Origin of the sequence: Paracoccus sp. (in: a-proteobacteria), assembly GCF_030536915.1 — a bacterium.
Taxonomy (GTDB): domain Bacteria; phylum Pseudomonadota; class Alphaproteobacteria; order Rhodobacterales; family Rhodobacteraceae; genus Paracoccus.
In genome coordinates this window covers 1-21,886 of the sequence record NZ_JAUNPC010000013.1, presented here as the reverse complement: position 1 = coordinate 21,886, position 21,886 = coordinate 1, and the positions used below count along the sequence as shown (strand labels likewise).

At 68.6% G+C, this 21,886-nt stretch carries 21 protein-coding genes and 1 tRNA gene; 11 read left to right on the top strand and 11 right to left on the bottom strand.

Features of this window, described 5'->3' with window-relative positions; all coding sequences use genetic code 11:
• Positions 1 to 133: 133 nt before the first annotated feature.
• Entirely contained in the window at positions 134 to 793 is a 660-nt protein-coding gene (locus tag Q4F04_RS04030) for a L,D-transpeptidase (protein WP_303368543.1), read from the top strand.
• Between the two features lie 19 nt (positions 794 to 812).
• Here Q4F04_RS04030 and Q4F04_RS04025 read toward each other — a convergent pair whose 3' ends face one another.
• The 3 genes from Q4F04_RS04025 to Q4F04_RS04015 all read right to left on the bottom strand — a co-directional run bounded on the left by Q4F04_RS04025 (position 813) and on the right by Q4F04_RS04015 (position 4,273).
• Positions 813 to 2,075, bottom strand: a complete 1,263-nt coding sequence (locus Q4F04_RS04025) for a PP2C family protein-serine/threonine phosphatase (protein ID WP_303368542.1) — start codon at positions 2,073 to 2,075, stop codon at positions 813 to 815.
• A 102-nt stretch (positions 2,076 to 2,177) separates the two neighbouring features.
• Positions 2,178 to 3,425, bottom strand: a complete 1,248-nt coding sequence (gene ilvA / locus Q4F04_RS04020; RefSeq protein ID WP_303368541.1) for a threonine ammonia-lyase IlvA — start codon at positions 3,423 to 3,425, stop codon at positions 2,178 to 2,180.
• Positions 3,426 to 3,499: 74 nt separating this feature from the next.
• Positions 3,500 to 4,273, bottom strand: coding sequence for a hypothetical protein (locus Q4F04_RS04015; RefSeq protein WP_303368540.1), 774 nt, complete (start codon positions 4,271 to 4,273; stop codon positions 3,500 to 3,502).
• A gap of 90 nt (positions 4,274 to 4,363) precedes the next feature.
• Between Q4F04_RS04015 and Q4F04_RS04010 the strand changes: the two genes are divergently transcribed.
• Complete coding sequence (locus Q4F04_RS04010) at positions 4,364 to 5,590, top strand: argininosuccinate synthase (RefSeq protein WP_303368539.1); 1,227 nt, start codon at positions 4,364 to 4,366, stop codon at positions 5,588 to 5,590.
• A gap of 118 nt (positions 5,591 to 5,708) precedes the next feature.
• A tRNA-Cys gene (locus Q4F04_RS04005) sits at positions 5,709 to 5,782 on the top strand.
• A 156-nt stretch (positions 5,783 to 5,938) separates the two neighbouring features.
• On the opposite strand, the gene Q4F04_RS04000 is transcribed toward Q4F04_RS04005, so the two are convergent.
• Complete coding sequence (locus tag Q4F04_RS04000) at positions 5,939 to 7,207, bottom strand: lytic murein transglycosylase (protein WP_303368538.1); 1,269 nt, start codon at positions 7,205 to 7,207, stop codon at positions 5,939 to 5,941.
• 114 nt (positions 7,208 to 7,321) lie between these two features.
• Positions 7,322 to 7,645, bottom strand: a complete 324-nt coding sequence (locus tag Q4F04_RS03995) for a hypothetical protein (RefSeq protein WP_303368537.1) — start codon at positions 7,643 to 7,645, stop codon at positions 7,322 to 7,324.
• Between the two features lie 48 nt (positions 7,646 to 7,693).
• Between Q4F04_RS03995 and Q4F04_RS03990 the strand changes: the two genes are divergently transcribed.
• Positions 7,694 to 8,161 (top strand): YbaK/EbsC family protein, encoded by a 468-nt coding sequence (locus Q4F04_RS03990; RefSeq protein WP_303368536.1) that lies wholly within the window; start codon positions 7,694 to 7,696, stop codon positions 8,159 to 8,161.
• Positions 8,162 to 8,164: 3 nt separating this feature from the next.
• Here Q4F04_RS03990 and Q4F04_RS03985 read toward each other — a convergent pair whose 3' ends face one another.
• The 5 genes from Q4F04_RS03985 to gpmI form a co-directional block, all read right to left on the bottom strand.
• A complete protein-coding gene (locus tag Q4F04_RS03985) occupies positions 8,165 to 8,896 on the bottom strand; it encodes a DUF421 domain-containing protein (RefSeq protein WP_303368535.1) in 732 nt (243 codons plus the stop codon).
• Between the two features lie 84 nt (positions 8,897 to 8,980).
• Entirely contained in the window at positions 8,981 to 9,496 is a 516-nt protein-coding gene (locus tag Q4F04_RS03980) for an RNA pyrophosphohydrolase (RefSeq protein ID WP_303368534.1), read from the bottom strand.
• An 8-nt stretch (positions 9,497 to 9,504) separates the two neighbouring features.
• Complete coding sequence (locus Q4F04_RS03975) at positions 9,505 to 11,001, bottom strand: S41 family peptidase (RefSeq protein WP_303368533.1); 1,497 nt, start codon at positions 10,999 to 11,001, stop codon at positions 9,505 to 9,507.
• Positions 10,998 to 12,329, bottom strand: a complete 1,332-nt coding sequence (locus Q4F04_RS03970) for a murein hydrolase activator EnvC (protein WP_303368532.1) — start codon at positions 12,327 to 12,329, stop codon at positions 10,998 to 11,000. Before Q4F04_RS03970 ends, Q4F04_RS03975 begins: the two co-directional genes overlap by 4 nt.
• Entirely contained in the window at positions 12,326 to 13,852 is a 1,527-nt protein-coding gene (gene gpmI, locus Q4F04_RS03965) for a 2,3-bisphosphoglycerate-independent phosphoglycerate mutase (protein ID WP_303368531.1), read from the bottom strand. Before gpmI ends, Q4F04_RS03970 begins: the two co-directional genes overlap by 4 nt.
• Before the next feature lie 146 nt (positions 13,853 to 13,998).
• Between gpmI and dut the strand changes: the two genes are divergently transcribed.
• The 3 genes from dut to Q4F04_RS03950 all read left to right on the top strand — a co-directional run bounded on the left by dut (position 13,999) and on the right by Q4F04_RS03950 (position 16,299).
• Entirely contained in the window at positions 13,999 to 14,478 is a 480-nt protein-coding gene (gene dut / locus Q4F04_RS03960) for a dUTP diphosphatase (protein WP_303368530.1), read from the top strand.
• A gap of 4 nt (positions 14,479 to 14,482) precedes the next feature.
• Positions 14,483 to 15,670: a HesA/MoeB/ThiF family protein gene (locus Q4F04_RS03955; protein WP_303368529.1), complete on the top strand. Its 1,188-nt coding sequence runs from the start codon at positions 14,483 to 14,485 to the stop codon at positions 15,668 to 15,670.
• A gap of 191 nt (positions 15,671 to 15,861) precedes the next feature.
• Positions 15,862 to 16,299 carry a hypothetical protein gene (locus Q4F04_RS03950; protein ID WP_303368528.1) on the top strand — a complete coding sequence of 146 codons (438 nt, stop codon included), beginning with the start codon at positions 15,862 to 15,864 and terminating at the stop codon, positions 16,297 to 16,299.
• 49 nt (positions 16,300 to 16,348) lie between these two features.
• Here the strand turns inward: Q4F04_RS03950 and Q4F04_RS03945 are convergent, their stop codons facing one another.
• On the bottom strand, positions 16,349 to 16,921 hold the full coding sequence (locus tag Q4F04_RS03945; protein WP_303368560.1) for an SH3 domain-containing protein: 573 nt from the start codon (positions 16,919 to 16,921) through the stop codon (positions 16,349 to 16,351).
• A gap of 212 nt (positions 16,922 to 17,133) precedes the next feature.
• On the opposite strand from Q4F04_RS03945, the gene Q4F04_RS03940 reads away from it, so the two are divergent.
• The 4 genes from Q4F04_RS03940 to Q4F04_RS03925 form a co-directional block, all read left to right on the top strand.
• Positions 17,134 to 18,135, top strand: coding sequence for a D-glycerate dehydrogenase (locus Q4F04_RS03940; RefSeq protein WP_303368527.1), 1,002 nt, complete (start codon positions 17,134 to 17,136; stop codon positions 18,133 to 18,135).
• A 230-nt stretch (positions 18,136 to 18,365) separates the two neighbouring features.
• Positions 18,366 to 19,955 (top strand): ABC transporter substrate-binding protein, encoded by a 1,590-nt coding sequence (locus tag Q4F04_RS03935; RefSeq protein ID WP_303368526.1) that lies wholly within the window; start codon positions 18,366 to 18,368, stop codon positions 19,953 to 19,955.
• Between the two features lie 103 nt (positions 19,956 to 20,058).
• Entirely contained in the window at positions 20,059 to 21,051 is a 993-nt protein-coding gene (locus tag Q4F04_RS03930) for an ABC transporter permease (RefSeq protein ID WP_303368559.1), read from the top strand.
• The coding region (locus tag Q4F04_RS03925) for an ABC transporter permease (protein WP_303368525.1) at positions 21,048 to 21,886 on the top strand (839 nt) is incomplete at its 3' end. The genes Q4F04_RS03930 and Q4F04_RS03925, both read left to right, overlap by 4 nt.

The following is a 21,886-nucleotide window of genomic DNA, read 5'->3' as shown; positions in this document are numbered from 1 at the left end:
CAAGGCGCGGGAAAGTTGAACCACTGACGCCGCTGTGAGTTGATCTCGACCCCGCCGCGGCTATGTGCTGGCTTCATATCACGAGGCGATTGCCGCAAGAGCCCGCAGGGCCCAAGGCCGACAGGAGATTGAGATGACCGTCCCCCCCCGATCCGCCCTCGACCGGCGGTCCTTCCTCGCCACTTCGCTTGCGCTGGGTGCGGCAGGCTTCGCGGGTTCCGCCGCGGCGCAGGCAATCGATCCCTATACCGGCCAGCCGCTGCAGGGCACGCCCGGCGCAGGTGCGACCCCCGATGCAGGTCTGGTGCAGCATGACGCCGCGGCAGACAACCGCCGCAACGTGTCCAGCTTCCGCATGCACGACTGGCAGCCTTATTTCAGCAATCTCAACAACGGCGCAGTCCTAGTGGACCTGACCTCGCGCGCGCTGAGCTACTGGTCCGAGGACGGCACCGACTTCCGCCTGTTCCCGACCTCGATCCCGGTCAGCGAGGACCTGACCCGCCGTGGCCGCACCGAGATCATCAAGAAGGTGGACGGCCCGTCCTGGTCGCCCACCCCCGAGATGAAGAAGCGCAACCCCGAATGGCCGGATTTCGTGCCGCCGGGGCCGGACAACCCGATGGGCACCCATGCGCTGTGGCTGAGCTGGACCTATTACCGCATCCACGGCACCCACGACACCCGCAAGATCGGGCGCAAGTCCTCGAACGGCTGCATCGGGCTTTACAACGAGCATATCCAGCAACTTTTCGCGCTGACCAAGGTTGGCACGCAGGTTCTGGTCATCTGATCCCCTCGGCAGGGTTCGGTCACGCGCCCGGACCCGCCAGCACCGACGCGGGCACCAGATGCTCGATCAGGACGGCGGACAGGTCGTCTGACCGTTCCCCGCTGGCGAAGGCGGAAACCGACCAGCACATGGATTCCAGCAGCGCATGGCCTGAAACGGGCGCGTTCAGTTGCAGGATCGCCCGCAGCCCGTCCTCGCCCAAGGGTTCGCCCCGGCTGCTGGCCGCGTCGGTGATCCCGTCCGAAACGATCAGCATCCTGTCGCCCGGGTTCAGCACGACCTCGATCTCGTCAAAGCGCGCGTCTTCCAGCACGCCGACCGGCAGCCCGCCCTGGCCCACACGCTCGATCGCGCCGCCGGCCCGTTGAAGAAACGGGTGGGGGTGGCCTGCCTGCACCAGCCGCAGCCGGTGCGTCGAAAGATCCAGCCGGGCATAGACCATGGTCAGATAGGCTTCGGCGATCGGGCCATCCAGCATCAGGTCGTTCAAGGTGGACACGAGCCGCGCCGGCTCGACCTGATGATCCTGCGACAGCGCCTCGATCTGCGCCGCCACCCGCGCGGTCAGCAGGGCCGAGGCGACGCCGTGCCCGGCCACGTCCACCGCATGCAGCCCGATGGCCATGTCGTCGAGCTGCTGGAAGCCCACGAAATCGCCGCCGATCATGCCGGCCGGGCGCATCAGCAGCGACACCCGGAACGGCCCGAAGCTGCGCTGGCGTTCGCGGATCATCGCCTGCTGCAGCTTGCGCGCCTCGCGCAGGTCGGCGGTCATCTGTTCCTGGGCGCGGTGCAGCCGTTCCAGCGCGCCCTGCAACTCGCGGTTCGCGGCGGCCAGGTTGTCATGCATGTCCAGCACGCGTTCGGCAGCACGGATGCGCGCCAGCAGTTCGGCGCTGGAGATGGGCTTCATCAGGAAGTCGTCGGCGCCTGCGCCCAATGCCACCGCGATGTCTTCACGTTGGCTGCTGGAGGTCAGCAGGATGAAATAGCCGTAGCCCTGGCGCGCCATGGTCCGGTGGGCGCGGCAGAGTTCCAGCCCCGACAGCGCCCCCAGATGCGAATCGGACAGGATCAGGTCGGGTTCGAGATTCCGGCAGGCCTGCAGGGCGGATTCGCCCTCCGCCGCCTCGACCACCCGGTAGCCGGCACGCTGCAACTGGATCGACAGCATGCGCCGGTTCGCCCGGTTGGTGTCGGCCAGCAGCACCAGCCGGCGGCGCGGATCATGGCCCGACGCGACCGCAGGCACGGACGCGAGTAAACGATTCGGCTGTTTCATGGGGGCAGGCTACAGCGCCCCGGTGAACGTGCGGTTAAGCGAGGCAACCGCGAAAGCCGCGATGATGTCCCGGCCGGCGGAAAGGGTGCCGGCGGGTTGGCGTCAGATCAGGAACTCGGACAGCACCGCGTCCCCGGTGATGTCGCGCCAGTTAAGGCCCGCCTCGGCCAGCCTTTGCGACAGGGCGTCCAGATTGGCGGGGCTGGTCGTCTCGATCCCGATCAGGACCGAGCCGAAGTTGCGCGCCGATTTCTTCAGGTATTCAAAGCGTGCGATGTCGTCTTCGGGGCCGAGCAGGTTCAGGAACTCGCGCAGGGCGCCGGGTCGCTGGGGTAGGCGCAGGATGAAGTATTTCTTCAGCCCTGCCCAGCGCTGCGCACGTTCCCGCACCTCGGGCAGCCGCTCGAAGTCGAAGTTGCCGCCCGAGCAGACGCAGACCACGCTCTTGCCTTCCAGCGCGCCACCGGCGCCGAGGTCGCGCAGGGCGTCCACCGCCAGCGCGCCCGCGGGTTCAAGGACGATGCCCTCGACGTTCAGCATTTCGATCATGGTGGCGCAGATGCGGTCCTCTGGCGCGATCACCACGTCCGAGGGCGAGAAGTGCGAAAGGTGCCGGAAGGGCAGTTCGCCGATCCGCGCGACGGCCGCCCCGTCCACGAAGTTGTCGATGGCGGAAAGGGCGACGGGGTGGCCCGCTTCCAGCGCCGCCCGCAGGCTGGCGCCGCCGCCCGGTTCGACAAAGGCAAAGCGGGTCCGGGGCGCCCTGGCCGCCATGACGCCGGTGACCCCGGCCGCAAGGCCGCCGCCGCCCACGGGAAGGACCACGAGGTCGGGTGCCGCGTCCATCTGCGCCAGGATCTCGGTGCCGACCGTCGCCTGTCCCTCGATCACATGGGCGTCGTCGAAGGGGGACAGGAAGGTGGCGCCCTGCGCCCTGGTGAATTCCTGCGCCGCCCGCAGGGTCTGGTCGAAATAGTCCCCGGTCAGGACGATCTCGACCGCGCCATTGCCGAAGGTGCGGGTCTTGTCGATCTTCTGCTTCGGCGTCGTCACCGGCATGAAGATCGTGCCCTCGGCCCCGAAGTGGCGGCAGGCGAAGGCCACGCCCTGCGCGTGGTTGCCGGCGCTGGCGCAGACGAAATGCGCCCCCGGCCCGGCCTTGGCATGGCGCATCGCGTTAAAGGCCCCGCGCAGCTTGTAGCTGCGCACCGGCGCCAGGTCCTCGCGCTTGAGCCAGATCTCGGCGCCGTAGCGGGCCGACAGATGGTCATTGCGCAGCAGCGGCGTGGGGTCGAACAGCGCACGCAGCGCCGCTTCGGCAGAGGCGACGTTTCTTGTGAAATCCTTCATGAAAGCGAGATGGCGCGAAACCTGCCGCCTGGCAAGTCAGGATGCACCCTCGGGACGCTTGCAGGGCAGCACGATCAGGCGATCCGCGGTGGGGTCATAGGCCAGCACCTGCTCGTCCCCGAGGAACGCGACGCGGATCCTGTCCGTCTTGAATGCTTCGGGCCAGCCGTCGCGCTGCAGTGGAAGCCGCGGTGGAAGTCCGCTGCCAAGGCTATCCGGCGGATCAGGTCAGGACCCTTGAATGCGTAGACAAAAGCCGGTGCCAAGAGCAGTCCCGGCAAAATCGACAGCATGACTGCCCAACCCATCCTTTGCGGCAGTTTTTTCCATCTGTGCCTCTGCAGAAATCCGGTCAGCAGATCAACGACGAGATAGGCGAAAACAAGGATCATGACGACGACGGCTCCTGCGAATGCCACCGCCGCAGGAAGGGACAGCAGCGCCGCGACCGTTAGAGCGACCGGGAACAGTCCCGGCGCTTCGTGAAACGCCAGATTGAGGGTTTCGGCGCCCGCCATCGCTGTCCAGACCTGGCCCATCGCCGTGAGGATGAGCAGGCCCAGCCAGGCCCGGTTCCCTGCATCGGGCCAGAAGCGGGGGATTGTTCTCACCCAGCGCAGGACAATCAGGGCAGGCACGGCGAAGATGACCGCCGACAAGGGCCAGCCCGCCCAGGCCGGTAATCCGGCCCGTCCCTGGATCACCACTGCCAGAAGGCATGTCCCCATCCAGGCGATTGTCGGCCCCCGGTTGGCGTCGATCCAGTTCCTCAGACGGTCCCTTTGCGCCGTGATCCACTCCCTTGCCCGATCACCCGCTTGTTGCACTCCTCCCCTTGCTTCCGTCATGCCTCTGCTCTTCCTGCCTCCTCTTGTTGTTCGCCGCCGCAACCCTTATCGCCTGCGCTGATGACCGTCGAACCACCCTGCGGAGTCTCCATGTCCAGTACGCCGAAGAAAGTCGTTCTCGCCTATTCCGGAGGGCTCGACACCTCGATCATCCTGAAGTGGCTGCAGACGGAATACGGCTGCGAGGTCATCACCTTCACCGCCGATCTCGGGCAGGGCGAGGAGCTTGAGCCCGCGCGGGCGAAGGCCGAGTTGCTGGGCATCAGGCCGGAAAACATCCATATCGAGGATGTGCGCGAGGAATTCGTGCGCGACTATGTCTTCCCGATGTTCCGTGCGAACGCGGTCTATGAGGGGCAGTATCTGCTGGGCACCTCGATCGCCCGCCCGCTGATCTCGAAGCGGCTGGTCGAGATCGCGCAGGAACATGGCGCGGATGCCGTGGCCCATGGCGCGACCGGCAAGGGCAACGACCAGGTGCGGTTCGAGCTGTCGGCCTATGCGCTGGACCCCGCGATCAAGGTGATCGCGCCCTGGCGGATCTGGGACCTGACCAGCCGCACGAAGCTGATCGAGTTCGCCGAGAAGAACCAGATCCCGATCGCCAAGGACAAGCGCGGCGAGGCGCCCTTTTCGGTCGATGCCAACCTGCTGCACACTTCAAGCGAAGGGAAGGCGCTGGAGAACCCGGCCGAGGAAGCGCCGGACTACGTCTACCAGCGCACCGTCAGCCCCGAGGATGCGCCGGACCAGCCGGAATATATCGAGGTCACTTTCGAGCGGGGCGATGCCGTTGCGATCAACGGCGAGGCGATGTCGCCCGCGACGCTGCTGACGGCGCTGAACGACTATGGTCGCAAGCACGGGATCGGGCGGCTCGATTTCGTGGAAAACCGCTTTGTCGGCATGAAGTCGCGCGGCATCTACGAGACGCCCGGCGGCACGATCCTGCTGGAGGCGCATCGCGGGATCGAGCAGATCACCCTCGATTCAGGGTCCGGGCATCTCAAGGACAGCCTGATGCCGCGCTATGCGGAACTGATCTACAACGGCTTCTGGTTCAGCCCGGAACGCGAGATGCTGCAGGCGCTGATCGACAAGTCGCAGGAATATGTCTCGGGCACCGTGCGGCTGAAGCTTTACAAGGGGCTGGCCTCCTGCGTCGCTCGCTGGTCGGAGATGAGCCTTTATTCCGAGGCCCATGTGACCTTCGAGGAGGACGCCGGCGCCTATGACCAGAAGGACGCGGCGGGCTTCATCAAGCTGAACGCCCTGCGGCTGAAGCTGATCGGCAACCGCAACGCGCGGGTGAAATAAGGGCGGAGCGCGCTGCCCACCGCTGCCCTACGGGGATACTTGCATTCGCGTCGGGCAGGGGCCACGCAGCGGCTTGCAGGGCAGGGCAGTTTCGCATATCTGTCCTGCACCTTACCGAGGCGGGTTGGCGGAGAGGTTACGCAGCGGATTGCAAATCCGTGAAGACCGGTTCGATTCCGGTACCCGCCTCCACGGTGAGACGCCGAACGGATCGGCATTTCCCTCTATCATCGCGGCTGTCTGGTCTTCGGCTCTGGCAGGCCGCGTTCCTGCGGCGTTCCTGTCGATTGCATGGAAAAGGCCCGGCCGCCTTCCGGCGCCGCGCCTTTCCTTTCGCAAGCTGACGCCTCAGCGCCCCCGCAGCTGCCCCAGCAGGATCGAGGTCGCGTAGCCGTCGGGAGGCGCGCCGATGGATCGCTGGAAGGCCGAGATCGCCTCCATCGTGCCGGTGCCGATCTTGCCGTCGATCTCGTCGCGGTAGAAGCCGCGCGTCGTCAGCAGGCGCTGGATCTCGGTGCGCTCGGTTTGCGTCAGCGGGCGGTCGGACCGGGGCCACGCGCCCTGGATGCCGGGGCGGCCGGCGATCGCCTCGGCCAGGTAGCTCACGCCCAGCGCATAGCTGTCCGAGTTGTTGTAGCGCAGGATCGAGCGGAAGTTGTCGAGGATCAGGAACGCAGGCCCCCGCGCCCCCGCGGGCCGGATGATCGAGCCGGTGCCCGCGGGCAGACCGCGGCCGCTCGCCGCCCGAACGCCCATCGCCGCAAGCTGGCCGGTGCTGGTCCGCGTGCCCTTGCCGACGGCGGTGAAGCCCTCGGGTACCACGACCTCGACCACCCAGGGCTGGCCACGCTGCCAGCCGTTGCGGGCCAGGTAGGCCGCGGTCGAGGCCAGCGAGTCGGTCGGGTCGTCCGACCAGATGTCGCGACGGCCGTCGCCGGTGAAATCGACCGCATAGCTGAGATACGAGTTCGGCATGAACTGGGTGTGCCCCATCGCGCCCGCCCATGACCCCAGCATCTGTTCCGGCGCGGTGTCGCCCGCCTGGATGATCCGCAGCGCCGCGATCAGCTGTTCCTGGAACATCTGCGAGCGGCGCCCGTCATAGGCCAGCGTCGCCAGCGACGGGATGATCTGCATCCGCCCCCGATTCGCGCCGAAGTTCGATTCCATCCCCCAGACGGCCAGCACGATCTCGCGCGGGACGCCATAGGTGGCCTCGATCGCGGCCAGCGTGCGGGCGTGCTGCGCGGCCATCTGGCGGCCGGTGGTGATCCGTTCCGGCGATACCGCGCTGTCGAGGTAAAGCCAGACGGGACGCGAGAACTCGGCCTGCCGGCGGTCGAGGCGGATCACCTCGGGGTTGTAGCGGGCGATCGACATGGCCCGGTCATAGGTGGCGGGGCTGATGCCGGCCGAAACGGCGCGGGGGCGGAAGTTCCGCACCCATTGCTGGAAGCTCGCCTCGGTCGCGGGATCGGCGACAGGGATCGGGGTCGGGGTCACGGATGAGCCGCCGCCGCTTGGGCCGATGCCGGGGCCTACGCCGATGGTCGTGCCGCAGGACCCCAGCACGGCCACCATGGCCGTGGCAAGGGCGAGCCTTGTCGTCAATTTCATGTCACTGCCTCGTCGGGATATCGTTTTTATTGCCACAAAGCTTAGCCGCGGCCCCCGGAAGCTTGCAACCCGCCGCGGGTGCCGCGCACAGCTTCAGGATGCAGGGAGGCAGGGTCAGCGGGTGCCCGGCTCGTCGAAGAACGGCTCGAACTGGGCGACGATCACGCTGTTCTCGTCCAGCGCGCGGGCCATCAGGGTGCGTTCCTCCTCGGGGATCTCGTGCCCCTCGGCCAGCCGTTCGTCAAGCGTGCCATAGCCCTGCACCTCAAGCGGCGCGAGGTCGGCCTGCTTGAGGATGGCGACTGTTTCGCGAACCGCCTCGTCCTGGTCCACGCCCGAGGCGTAGCAGACCAGCGCTGCGCCGCTCGCGCCCTCTGGCAGCCCGTCCCCCTGCTTGCGGCCCACCTGCACCAGCAGCGTATAGACCTGTTGTGCCATGCTTCGTCCCCTGCGATGGTGCCGCGCCACAAGACAGGGGGATGGGGGATGAGCCGCAGCTTGGCAAGGGTTCAGGCCGCGCTGGAAAGCGCCGGGCTGCCGGTCCGGGTGATCGAGGCGGGCGCCTGCCGCACGGCCGCGGACGCCGCCGCCTCGGTCGGCTGCGAGGTGGACCAGATCGCCAAGTCGATCATCTTCCGGGGCGAGGACAGCGGCCATATCGTGCTGTTCATCACCGCGGGCGGCAACCGGGTGGATGCGGCCAAGGCCTCGGCCGTGGCGGGACAGAGGCTCGGCAAGGCGGATGCGGACCTGATCCGGGCCGAGACCGGCTTTGCCATCGGGGGCGTCGCGCCGGTCGGCCATCTGCAGCAGATCACGGCCTACTGGGACCCGCGGCTGTCCGATTTCGACGTGGTCTGGGCGGCGGCCGGAACGCCGCACCATGTCTTTGCCGCAGCGCCCGGCGACCTGCTGCGCGCGAGCGGCGCCGTTCCCGCCGATTTCACCGGCTGAGCGTCAGTCAAGCTGCGGCAGCTCGCCGGTATCCAGCAGGCGCGCCTCGGTCCAGCGCGGGTTGCCGCAGTTGTCGCAGGGCTGGTCCCGCCCGGACCCCGCCGCCTGCCGCAGGTTGCCGCATTCGGCGCAGCACAGATGGCCCTCGACCATCTTGCCGGGAACGCGCAGCGCGAAATGCGGCATCACGTCGTCGGGCGGCAGCAGCGACAGGCCGGGCAGGGGCTTGCGGCGGCCGAAAACCGACATGCCGCCGCCTTCCTCGACGAAGGCCATCTCGACCTGGCCGAGGTTGGCCACGCCCTTGCGGCGCAGCATGCTTCGGACCTCCTCCATCGACATGTCGCTGGCCTTGCGGCCGGGAACGCTGATGCAGCCGTCGCGCACCACCGTGATGGGGCGCCCGTCGATGATCTGGTTGGCGCGCTTGGACCGCGCGGCCAGCGCATCCAGACCCTTGTTGAGCAGCACGATGACGGTGATCGCCAGCATCGCCTGAAGCAGCGGGACATCGGGGTAGAAGGTGGCGTCGCCCACGGCGGACCCGAGCGCGATCACCAGCAGCATGTCCATCATGGACAGCTGCGCCACGCTGCGCGCGCCGATCCAGCGGATCAGCGCCAGCGTGTAGCCGTAGATCACGACGGTCCTGAACAGGATTTCCAGATAGAACAGCGGCGGATGATCGCCGAGGAACATCCGCGACAGATCAAAGGGAACGATGGCTTCTTCCATGGCCGCTCCGTGCAGGCGCCGCGGCGGCAAGGGGCCGGCGGCATCGGCCTTCATGGCGAAGGCCGCGCCCGCAGGCAAGGCGCGTCAGCGGGGCGTCAGCCGGTCAGCGAACTGGGCGAAGACCCGGGCATAGACCTCGCGCTTGAAGGGGACGATGCGGCGGATCAGTTCCTCGGGGGTCATCCAGGCCCAGCGGCTGAACTCGGCATGCTCGGTTTCAAGGTTCACGTCGCCGTCCTGGCCGCGAAAGCGCATCAGCACCCATTTCTGCCGCTGCCCGCAATACCGCCCCTGCCACATCCGGCCCAGAAGCTCGGGCGGAAGGTCATAGCGGATCCAGCCCTCGGTTTCGGCCTCAATCTCGACCTTGTCGGGGGAAAGGCCGGTTTCCTCGCCCAACTCGCGCAGCGCCGCCTCGCGCGGGGACTCGCCGGGGTCGATCCCACCCTGCGGCATCTGCCAGGCATCGCCCGGATTGTCGATGCGCTGGCCCGCGAAGACGAGGCCGCGGTCGTTCACGAGCACCACCCCCGCGCAGGGACGATAGGGCAGGCCGTTTGCGCCGGTTTCGGCGCCGATTGCTTGGGTTGTCTCGTCCATGGGCGCGATCAGTCCTGGCTGGGGCGGTCGGCGGGGCGGCCGACCGGGGCGCGGGCTGCCGGCGAGGCGCCGGTGGGGGCGGCGTTCGTCTCGCCCTCGCGTGCGTCCTCACTGGTGGCGTCCTCGCCGGTCACGGCGGGCTTGGCCGCGTCCGCCACCTGCCGGGCCGAGAAGTCGACCGCCGACAGCCCCTTGAGGATGTCGACCGCATAGGCAAGCTGGTAATCTTCGTCGCGCAGCTTGGCGGTGGCCTCGACCTGAGCCGCCTCTTCCTCGATCTGGCGGCGTTCCTCGTCGCTGATCGAATCGTTGTTCAGCGCGCCCCGCAGGTCGCGTTCCGAAGTCCCGAAGTTCGAGGCACTGCGCGGGGCGTCCTCCTCGTCCTCTGCCGGGCGGGCGGGGGGCTGTTCCACGATGATGTCGGGGTTGATCCCCAGCGCCTGGATCGAGCGGCCCGAAGGCGTGTAATACAGCGCCGTCGTCAACCGGATCGCGCTGTCCGAGGTCACCGGCATCACCGTCTGGACCGAGCCCTTGCCGAAGCTCTTGGTGCCCACGACGATGGCGCGGCGGTGGTCCTGCAGTGCGCCGGTCACGATTTCCGAGGCCGAGGCGGAACCCCCGTTGATCAGCACCACCATCGGCTTGCCCTGCGCCAGGTCGCCCGTTTCCGCGTTCCAGCGGCCGCTTTCCTCGGGCTTGCGGCCGCGGGTGGACACGATCTCGCCCTTGTCGAGGAAGGCGTCGCTGACCATGACCGCCTGTTCCAGCAGACCCCCGGGGTTGTTCCTCAGGTCCAGGACGAAGCCCGTGACCTCGTCGATGCCGCCGGCTTCCTCGACGGCTTTCGCCAGTTCGGTCTGCAGCGTGTCATAGGTCTCGTCGTTGAAGGTGGCGACCCGCAGCACCACGGCGTCGCCCTCGTTGCGGGTGCGCACGACGGTCAGGCGGATCGTTTCACGCGTCATGGTCACGTCGAAAGGCTCGGTCTCGCCTTCGCGCAGGATGGTGACGGTGACTTCCGACCCGATGGGACCGCGCATCTTCTCGACCGATTCGTCCAGCGTCAGGCCCATCAGCGATTCGCCGTTCACATGGGTGATGAAGTCGCCGGGCTTGATCCCCGCATTGGCGGCGGGCGTGTCGTCCATGGGCGAGATCACCTTGACCAGCCCGTCCTCCTGCCCGACCTCGATCCCCAGACCCCCGAAGCTGCCGCGGGTCTGGGTCTGCATGTCCTCGTAATCGTTCGCGGACAGGAAGGACGAATGCGGGTCCAGCGAGGTCAGCATCCCGTTGATCGCGGCCTCGATCAGCTTCTTCGAATCGACGTCCTGGACGTAATCCTGCCGCACCCGCTCGAAGACATTGCCGAACAGGTCCAGTTGTTCATAAACCGAGGTGTTGCGCTCGGTTTCCTGGGCGATCAGCGGGCCGGCCAGTTGCGTGGTCACGAGGATGCCCGCCAGCGTGCCGCCGATGCCCGCCATCAGATAGTTCTTCATTCCGTCGTCCTGACCTGCTGGGGGGCATCACCGCCCGCCGTGTCGCCGTTGTCGCGGGCGGCATCGCTGCCGGTCGCGGGTGTCATCACCGGATTCATCACGAACCACTCGGTCGGGTCCAGCGTTTCCTTGCCCCGGCGCAGTTCCACATACAGCGGCTGCATCGCGGGCGGGGTGTTGCCGACTGCCGCAGCTTCCACGAAGGCGGCGCCGAATTCGGCCGCGGGGCCTTCCTGACCGCCCATCAGCCCCATCGGCTCGCCTGCCAGCAGGACGTCTCCGGTTTCTCCGAAGACTTCAGATAGGCCCGCCACGACCAGAAGGTAGCCGCGGGCGGGTTCCACGATCATCACGTTGCCGTAATTCAGCAACGGGCCGCGGTAGCGGATGGTCGCGGGCCAGGGCGAGGCGACCAGCGCAGCGGGGGCGGTGCCAATGGTCAGGCCGGGGCGGCGGATGCCATCGGCGTCGGGCTCGTCGTGGCCGCGCAGGATCGCGCCCACGGCAGGCAGGGGCAGGCTGCCCTGCGCGGCCTCGAAATCGGCCATCGGCGCGCCGATGTCCTTTTCCATCGCCACGATCCCGTCCGCGAATCCATCCAGCGTGTCGGCCGAGGCCAGCAGCGCCGTCAGTTCCGCCGGGTCCTCGCCGAAGCGCGTCGGCATCGAGGACCGGTCGGTGACGGCCGAGGCCAGCAGCCGCCGCGCCTCCTGCACATGGCCGACGCCCTGCGCCAGCGTGTCGGCGGCCGCCTGCTCGATCCGGCGCACGGTGGCGATCTCGTCCAGGCCCGCCTTGAGGCGCTCGGCCTCGGCCTGCAGGGCAGGGGCGACGGCGGACAGGATCATGCCAGATTGCGCGGTGCTGGCCGCGCCTGCCGGGTGCAGCAGCATCAGCGTCTCGGGCGATTGCTGCATGGCGGTCATCACGCCGAGGACGCGGGACAACTGGTCGCGCTGGGCCTCGAACTCGGCCCGCACCTCGGCCTCGCGCAGAGCGGCGCGGCGCAGGCTATCGCGAAGAGCGGCCTGGCCCTGCTCATAGGCGCGGATCACCTCGGACAGCGCCATCACCTGGTCGTCGGCGGTCAGCGCCTCATCCAGGCGGGCAATCGCATCGCGCAGGGACCCGGCGGCGGCGGCGGCCTCGCGCGCGGTGGCCTCGGCCGGGGTTTCGTCGGCACCGATGGTGGCGGGGTCGCCCGCCGCGGTGGTGACGGCGCCGCGGCCGCCTTCGGACGCGACCGTCTGCGCCAGTCCCGCGCCGGCCGCCAGCAGCCCGGCCAGCACCAGCGCCGTTGTCCGCAGAAGGGCAGGGGCGCGGGTCATGGACGCAGGATCAGGCTCTGCCCGGTCATCTCGGCCGGCTTGCCCAAGCCCATCAGGTCCAGCACCGTCGGCGCGACATCGGCAAGCCGCCCGCCCGACCGCAGCAAAGCCCCCTGCGGCCCGCGGTAGACGATCACCGGCACCGGGTTCGTCGTATGCGCCGTATGCGGCCCGCCCGTCACAGGGTCCACCATCATCTCGCAGTTGCCGTGATCGGCGATGATGACCGCCGCCCCGCCCGCGCGGTCCAGCGCCTCGATCATCGCGCCGAGGCCCCGGTCCACCGCCTCGCAGGCGCGGATCGCGGCGGGCAGGCTGCCGGTATGGCCCACCATGTCGGGGTTGGCGAAGTTGACCACGATCAGGTCGTAACCCTCGCTGATCGCCTGCACCAGCCGCTCGGACACCTCTGCCGCCGCCATTTCCGGCGCGAGGTCATAGGTCGCGACCTTCGGGCTGGCAGGCATGTGGCGGTCCTCGCCCGGTTCGGGCGCTTCCTTTCCGCCGTTCAGGAAGAAGGTGACATGGGGGTATTTCTCGGTCTCGGCCAGCCGGAACTGGCGCAATCCGTGGGCCGCGACCCATGCGCCCAGCGTGTTGGCCACCTGCCGCTTCGGGTATGCGGCGCTCATGTAGGCGTCGTGGCGTACCGAGTAGTCCACCATCCCCAGCACACCGGTCCACAGCGGGCGGCCGGTCACGTCGAACTCGGCGAAATCGGGCTGGCCGATGGCGGCCATGATCTCGCGCGCACGGTCGGCGCGGAAGTTGAGGCAGAAGAAGCCGTCGCCGTCCCTTGCCCCCGCATAGCCGGGCAGGACGGTGGGCACGACGAACTCGTCGGTCTCGCCGCGGGCATAGGCGTCAGACACGGCGGTGGGTGCGTCGGCGGCATGCAGCCCCTGTCCGCGCACGATGGCGTCATAGGCGCGGGCCACCCGGTCCCAGCGGTTGTCGCGGTCCATGGCGTAGTAGCGTCCGGTGACGGTGCCGATGGTGACATGGTCGGGCAGGTTGCCCGCAAGCTCGGTGATGAAGCCCAGCGCCGATTGCGGCGGCACGTCGCGCCCGTCGGTGATCGCGTGCAGCACGACCGGCACGCCCTGGTCCGCGACCGCCCGGCAGGCCGCGACCACATGGGCGATATGGCCATGCACGCCGCCGTCCGAGACGACGCCCATCAGATGCGCGGTCCCGCCCGCGGCCTTCATCCGGTCCACGAAGCCGCGGATGCCCGGGTTCTCGAAGAAGCTGCCGTCCTCGATGGCAAGGTCGATCTGGCCCAGGTCCATCGCCACCACGCGCCCCGCGCCGATATTGGTGTGCCCGACCTCCGAGTTCCCCATCTGCCCGCGCGGCAGCCCCACGTCCGGGCCATAGGTGATCAGCGTCGAGTTCGGACATTCCCGCCGCAGCCGGTCCATGTTCGGCGTCGCCGCCTGATCGGGGGCGCTGAACTCGGGGCGATCCGCGATCCCCCAGCCATCGAGGATGCAGAGGACGACGGGACGGGCAGCGGACATCGGGGCCTCTTGCGGCTTGCACGGGGGTGGCGGGTTTCTACGGCCCCGCCCGGCAAGGGGCAAGGCGCGAGCCCGTGAAGCCCGCGCGCCCGGGCCGTGACCTTGCGCGGGCGATGGCGTAAGCCTTGGCGCCGAACGAGCCGAGTATGCCCATGCACCCCCTGTCCCCCGCCGTCGAACTGAAGCTGCTGGATCCGCGCCTGCGCGACTGGGGGCTGCCGAGTTACCAGACGCCGATGGCGGCGGCGCTGGACCTGCACGCCTGCCTTGACGCGCCGCTGATACTGCATCCGCAGGCCCCGGCGGAACTGGTGCCCTCGGGGATCGCGCTGCACATGGCCGATCCGCACCTGGCGGCGCTGATCCTGCCGCGGTCGGGGCTGGGGCACCGCAAGGGGCTGGTGATGGGCAATGCCGTGGGGCTGATCGACGCGGATTACACCGAGCAGGTCTTCATCAGCGCCTGGAACCGCAATCCTGCGGGCAGCGAGCCGATCCTCATCCAGCCGGGCGAGCGCATCGCGCAGATGCTGTTCGTTCCGGTCGTCCGCCCGAGGCTGGTCGAGGTGCCCGAGTTCTCGCAGGGAAGCGACCGCGCTGGCGGCTTCGGCTCGACGGGGATCTGAAACGATGTGGACGCTGCTGCTGATCCTTGCCGGCTTCGCCATCGCTTGGCGCTTCGGGGCCGGGGTGCTGGCCGCCGTGCTGGCCGCAGTCTGGCTGGCCGGGGTCGCCGGCCTCTGGCAACGCCATGCGGCGGGGCAGGCGCTCCTGCCCTCGGACCTGTGGGTTCCTGCCACGGGGCTTGCCGCGCTGGGCGCGGGCTATGCGGCGCTGATCGGCCGGCTCAGCGCCAGGGCGCGCGGCAGGGCCGGTCGGGGCGCGGGGATCGCGCTGCCCGGTCGCCGGGGACAGGCGCCGGCCGAGCCGCCTGGGAAACAGCCCAGTGGGCTGTTTTCAGGCGAGAAGGGGCCGGCAGGCCCGAGCGCGGCAGCGCCCCGGCCCGACGCTGTGGCCCCGGCGGCCCCTGCCGACCCGACCCAGCCCCTCAGCGATGCCGAACTCGACCGCTATGCCCGCCATATCGTCCTGCGCGAGCTTGGCGGGGTGGGACAGCGGCGGCTGCGGGCCTCGCGCGTGCTGGTGGCAGGGGCGGGCGCGCTCGGCTCGCCGGTGCTGATGTATCTCGCCGCGGCGGGGGTGGGGCGGATCACGGTCGCGGACGACGACAGCGTGGGGCTGTCGAACCTGCAGCGGCAGGTGATCTTCGCGAGTGCCGATGTTGGCCGCCCTAAGGTCGAGGCGGCGGCCGAGGCGCTGGCGCGGCTGAACCCCCATGTCGGCGTCACGCCGCTGGTCCGCCGGGTGACGGCAGAGGATGCCGATCTGGTCGCGGCCCATGACCTGGTGCTGGACGGCACTGACAGCTTCGCCTCGCGCCGGGCCATCAACGCGGCCTGCGTCGCGGCGGGGGTGCCGCTGGTCGCAGGCTCCATCGCCCAATGGGAAGGGCAGGTCACGCTCTACGACCCCGCCCGAGGCGCGCCCTGCCTGTCCTGCCTGTTCCCCGAGCCGCCCGCGCCTGGCTTGGCCCTGTCCTGCGCCGAGGCCGGGGTCGTCGGCGCCCTGCCGGGGGTGATCGGCAGCCTCATGGTGCTTGAGGCGATCAAGCACCTGAGCGGAATGGCCGACAGCGGCCAAGGCAGCAGCCTGCGCGGCCGGATGCTGATATTCGACGGGTTGTGGGGCGAGACGCGGACCATCGCCGTTCACCGACGGCCCGATTGCAGCATCTGCAGCGTAATCACGAATTTGTGATAGGTTGTGAGGGCGTTCAGTCCCGAGGTCCTGCTTTGGCTCCGCTCATGCGCCAGAGCTGGCCGCACGCGGAACAAGCGTGAGAACAAGACGCTTCTAACCCTGCTATGCGGAACAAAAACCGGGTCACGAAACGTTGGGCGATGACGCGGCCCGACGCCGATCGTTGATCAAGTGGGAGTAACCGGAAAATGACCTACCTCAAGCCCGCCCTGGCGCTTGCCGCGGCCATGTCGCTGTCGGCCTGCCAGCCCGCCCCGACCACCACCACCGTGTCCGTTCCCGGCGCCGAGCCGGTCGTGATCGTCGATGCTCCCGCAGTCGGCCCGGCCATCGACACCGTCAGTTCAGCGACCCAAGGGTCCAACTCGCTGGATGGAAGCTGGAACCTCGTCGCCTCGCAATGCGGCGATCCTGCCAGCCAGGGCCGCCTGACGATCGAGGGCTACCGTTTCAACTTCCCCACCGCCGAATGCATTGCCACCCGGTCCGAGGCGCAGGCGGCCTCGACCTCGGTCGCGCTGGGCTGCACCGGGGCGTCCAACCGCCAGCTGGAACTGTCGCTGCGCCCCGGCGTGATGCGGATGACGGAAGGCGAGACCACGCTGACCTATTACCGCTGCACTTGACGGTCCATCGCAGGCGCCCCGGCGGAACCGGGGCGCCTGCCTGCCGCCGTCACTCGCGGATCTCGTCGGGGTCCACGCCCCACAGCGCGGGTTTGGGCACCCAGCCCTTCTCGCCCCCGCCCGAGACGCGGCACCAGTCGGGATTGCATTCGTGCAGCCGCACGATGGCGCCCGCCTCGGCGCGGGCCAGCACGGTGGCATTCGTATCCGCGCGGCTGCGCAGCTCGGCCATGTCGGTGGTGACGATGGCCGTCCTGACTCCCGACAGCAGCGAGTAATGCACCCAGCCCCCGGCGCCGTCCTGGTCCTCGACCCGGCGCCAGTGGCCGAACTCGGCCACCACCCGCAGGGGCATCCCCGGATGGCGGAACACCCAGTCGATGCGGTGGGACAGCGACGGCCCGCGGCGGGCGTTCCCCTCGCCCCCCTTGAGGCTGACATAGCGGGGCACGGGCAGATTCGTGACCGGGCCCCGGTTCGGGTCGCGCGGCTGGTCCTGGTGCCGGCTGATCAGCGAGTCCGCCGAAACCTCGCCCGGATCGATCTGCAGCGCGGGCGGCTCGGCCCCGGCCGAGCCGTCGGCCGTCTGCGCATGGGCAGGCGCCAGCGCCGTCAGTGTCATGACCGCAACCAGGAACAGGCGGCGGCGCAAGGTGGCCGCGCACGCCTCCGCCACCGTTCGGGCCACGGATCGCTTCCTCATGTCGTCGTCCTTGCCGGCCGCGCGTGTGGCGGCGTTTCTGCCTGTCGGCCGCCATGGGCCTTGGGGCCTTGTGCCTGCCCCGCCTCTCGGTAAGTTTGCCAAACGTAACGCGGCATTGGAAGAGAGGTCATATGGCTGGCACCGCACCCCCGCGTGATCGGCTGAAGGTCACAGTGACCCGCCGTTTGCCGCAGCCCGTCGAATCGCGGCTGTCCGAACTGTTCGACGTCTCGCTGCGCGAGGTCGATGTCCGCATGACCCGCGACGAGCTGGTGCAGGCGATGAAGGACAGCGACGTGCTGGTCCCCACCGTCACCGACCAGATCGATGCCCGGCTTCTGGGGCAGGCGGGCGAGCGGCTGAAGCTGATCGCCAACTACGGCGCGGGCGTCGATCACATCGACGTGGAAAGCGCCCGTCAGCGCGGCATCCAGGTCTCGAACACCCCCGGCGTCGCGACCGAGGATACCGCCGACATGGCCATCGCCCTGATGCTGGCCGTGACCCGCCGCATCCCCGAAGGGCTGGCCGAGATGCAGGCCGGCCGCTGGGAAGGCTGGGCGCCCACCTCGCACCTGGGCGGCCGCATCGGCGGCAAGCGGCTGGGCATCCTGGGGATGGGCCGGATCGGGCAGGCGGTGGCGCGGCGGGCCAATGTCTTCGGCATGCAGGTCCATTACCACAACCGCCGCCGCCTGCGTCCCGAGGTCGAGGCGGAACTGGGCGCGACCTTCTGGGAAAGCCTCGACCAGTTGCTGGCGCGCGTGGACATCCTGTCGATCAACGCGCCGCACACGCCCTCGACCTTCCACCTGCTGAACGCGCGGCGGCTGAAGCTGATGAAGCCCTCGGCGGTGATCGTGAACACCTCGCGCGGCGAGGTCATCGACGAGAACGCTCTGACCCGGATGTTGCGCGCCGGAGAGCTTGCGGGCGCGGGCCTCGACGTCTTCGAACACGGGCACGAGATCAACCCGCGTCTGCGCGAGGCGCCCAACGTGGTGATGCTGCCGCACATGGGTTCCGCCACGGTCGAGGGGCGCAACGAGATGGGCGAGAAGGTCATCATCAACATCAAGACCTTCGCCGACGGCCACCGGCCGCCGGACCTGGTGCTGCCGTCGATGCTGTAGGACCCGGCCGGTCCCGAAAAGGCCGGCGCATTGCGGTCGGCGCAAGCCGCGCGGGGGGGCAATCCGCCGCGCGGCTTTCTGGAATCCGTAAGCCCGCGATTCCGTTACTCTGCCGGATGGCACGGGCAGATCGCCGGGGCTTCCAGCATCTTCTTGCCCCGCGCCAAGGAACAGCGCAGAAAAAAAGCGGCCAACCCCGCTGAACGACGGGGACAAACAGGGAGACTTGAATGACCCGCCTTTCCCCCCGCGCGATCCTGCTTGCATCCGCCCTCGCCGTCGCCCCGCTTGCGGTCTGGGCCGAGACGCCGGCTGACATGCTGGTGGTCGCCGCGACCATCGACGACATCATCAGCCTCGACCCCGCGCAGAGCTTCGAGTTCTCGGGCAATGACGTCACCCAGAACCTTTACAGCCGGCTGGTGGACTTCGACCCGCTGAACCTTGAGGCGGGCTTCCAGCCCAGCCTTGCCGAAAGCTGGCAGGTCAGCGAGGACGGCAGGACCATCACCCTGACGATGCGGGAAGGCGTGACCTTCCAGTCGGGCAACCCCGTCCGGGCCGAGGACGCCGCATGGTCGCTGCAGCGCGCGGTCAAGCTGGACAAGTCGCCGGCCTTCATCCTCAACCAGTTCGGTCTGACCGCCGACAACGTGGACGATATGGTGAAGGCCGAGGGCAACACAGTCTCCATCACCATGGACCAGCCTTATGCCCAGTCCTTCGTGCTGAACTGCCTGACCGCCAGCGTCGCGGGCGTGATCGACAAGGAAACGGTCATGCAGCATGTCGAGGGCGACGATCTCGGCAACACCTGGCTGTCCACGAACTCGGCCGGGTCGGGCGCATATTCGCTGGCCGCATGGCGCCCGAACGAGGTCGTGCAGCTTGTGGCCTTCGAGGATTACTTCGGCGGCGCGCCCAGGATGAAGCGGGTGATCGTCCGCAACGTGCAGGAATCCAGCGCGCAGCGCCTGCAGCTTGAGGCCGGCGACATCGACGTGGCCCGCAACCTGACGCCCAGCGACGTGCAGGGCGTGACCGGCAAGGACGGCATCGCCATCAGGGACGAGCCCCGCGGCCGGATCCTCTACATGGGGATGAGCCAGCGCGACCCGGTGGTCGCCCGCCCCGAACTGCAGCAGGCGATGCGCCACCTGATCGACTTCGAGGGGATGGGAAACAGCTTCCTCAAGGGCCAGTGGAAGATCCACCAGAACTTCATCCCGGAAGGCTACCTTGGGGCCACGGACGAAAATACGTGGACCTATGACATCGCGGCCGCAAAGAAGATCGTCGATGACGCGGGGCTGACCGGCGCCACCATCACGACCAAGGTCCGCGACCTGCGCGAATACCTGGACGTGGCGCAGACCATCCAGGCGTCCATGTTGCAGGCCGGGCTGACGCTGAACATCGAGCAGATGACCGGGGCGCAGGTGCTGGACGCCTATCGCGCCCGCGAGGTGCCGATCTTCATCGGCGAATGGGGCCCCGACTATTCCGACCCGCAGACCAACGCCGGCACCTTCGCCTGGAACCCCGATAACGAGGGCAAGGGCTCGACGCTCGCCTGGCGCAACAGCTATGCCGTGCCCGCCGCCATGCAGGAGATGGTCAAGGCCGCCACGCTGGAAGGCGACAGCGAGAAGCGCAGGCAGATGTATCTGGACATCCAGGCCGAATACCGGGCGACCGCGCCGATCCTGCCGCTGTTCCAGCGCGTCGAGCAGACCGCGATGCGCGACAGCGTCAAGGACTGGTCGGCCGGGGGCGCCGTGACCTCGGTCATGTATCACCAGGTCAGCAAGGGCGAATGAGCCGTTGACCCAGGCCACGCATAACGGGGGGCAGTCGTTGCCCCCTGCAACTCCGGCGCCCGGCCAGCGCAGGCTCGCGGCCTTCGGCCGGCGGGCGAGAACCCTGGGCGGCATCCTTCTGTCCCTTGCGCTGACCCTGTTGGGACTGCTGCTTGTGACCTTCATCATCGGCCGGGTCATGCCCATCGATCCGGTCCTGAAGGTCGTGGGCGAGCGCGCCACGCCCGAGCAATACGAGGCCGCGCGGCAGGCCATGGGGCTGGACCAGCCGCTGGTCGTGCAGTTCGTGACCTATATCGGCGACGTGCTGCGAGGCGACTTCGGCCGCTCGATCTCGACCGGGCATCCGGTGGCGCAGGACCTGCGGCGAGTGTTCCCCGCCACGCTGGAACTCGCCGCGCTGGGCACGTTGATCGGCGTGCTGGTCGGCGTGCCGCTGGGCGTCGTGGCGGCGGCGCGGCGCGGCGGCTGGGTGGACCAGATCGCCCGCGTGCTGGCGCTGGTTGGCTATTCGATGCCGATCTTCTGGCTGGGGCTGATGGGCTTGCTGGTCTTCTACGGCATCCTCGGCTGGGTCGGGGGGCCGGGGCGGCAGGGCATCATCTATGACGGCATGGTCCCCGAGGTGACGCGGCTCCTGCTGGTCGACGCGGCGCTTGCGGGCGACTGGGGCGCCTTCCGCGACGCCTTCAGCCACATCATCCTTCCGGCCAGCCTGCTTGGCTATTTCAGCCTCGCCTATATCAGTCGGATGACGCGCAGCTTCATGCTGGAACAGTTGTCGGCCGAATACATCACCACCGCGCGGGTCAAGGGCCTGTCGGAACGCCGGGTCATCTGGGGCCACGCCTTCCGCAACATCGCCGTGCCGTTGGTGACAGTGATCGCGCTCTCATTCGGGTCGCTGCTGGAAGGGTCGGTGCTGACCGAGATCATCTTCAGCTGGCCCGGCATCGGCAGCTACATCACCAAGGCCCTGCTGGCGGGCGACATGAACGCGGTCCTTGGCGGCACCATCGTCGTCGGCGTCTGCTTCATCGGGCTGAACGTTCTGTCCGACCTCTTGTATCGCTTCCTTGATCCGAGGGCGGCATGAGCGATCTTTCCACCCGCGACTGGCTGCTGTCCGACGCGCCTTCGACACGCCGGCAGGCGCGTCTGGGGGCGTTCTACCAGGGATGGCTGACCTTCCGCGCCAACCGGCTGGCGATGCTGGGGCTGGTCATCCTGATCGCGCTGGTGCTGATGGCGATCTTCGCGCCGTGGCTCTCGCCCTACGATCCGGTGGCGCAGAACCTCGCCGACCGGCTTCAGCCGCCCTCGGCCGTGCACTGGCTGGGCACGGATGCGCTGGGGCGAGACATCCTTTCCCGGATCATCTGGGGCAGCCGGGTCACGCTGTTCATCGTGGGGACGGTGGCGCTGATCTCGCCCATCCTCGGGCTGCTGATCGGGACGGTCGCAGGCTTTGCCGGGGGCTGGGTCGATCAGGTGCTGATGCGGATCACCGACATCTTCCTGGCCTTTCCCAAGCTGATCCTCGCGCTGGCGCTGGTCGCGGCGCTGGGGCCGGGCATCGTCAACGCGGTGCTGGCGCTGGCGATCACCGGCTGGCCTCCTTACGCGCGGCTTGCGCGGGCCGAGACGCTGGCCGTGCGCAATGCCGACTATATCGCCGCGGCGCGGCTGCAGGGCGCGGGACCGGGGCGGCTGCTGATCGGGCACATCTGGCCGATGTGCGTCAGTTCGCTGATCGTGCGGGTGGCGCTGGACATGGCAGGGATCATCCTTTCCGCCGCGGGCTTGGGCTTCCTCGGCTTGGGCGCGCAGCCGCCGCTGCCGGAATGGGGGGCGATGATCTCGGACGGGCGGACCTATATCCTCGACCACTGGTGGGTCGCGGCGATGCCGGGGCTGGCGATCTTCATCGT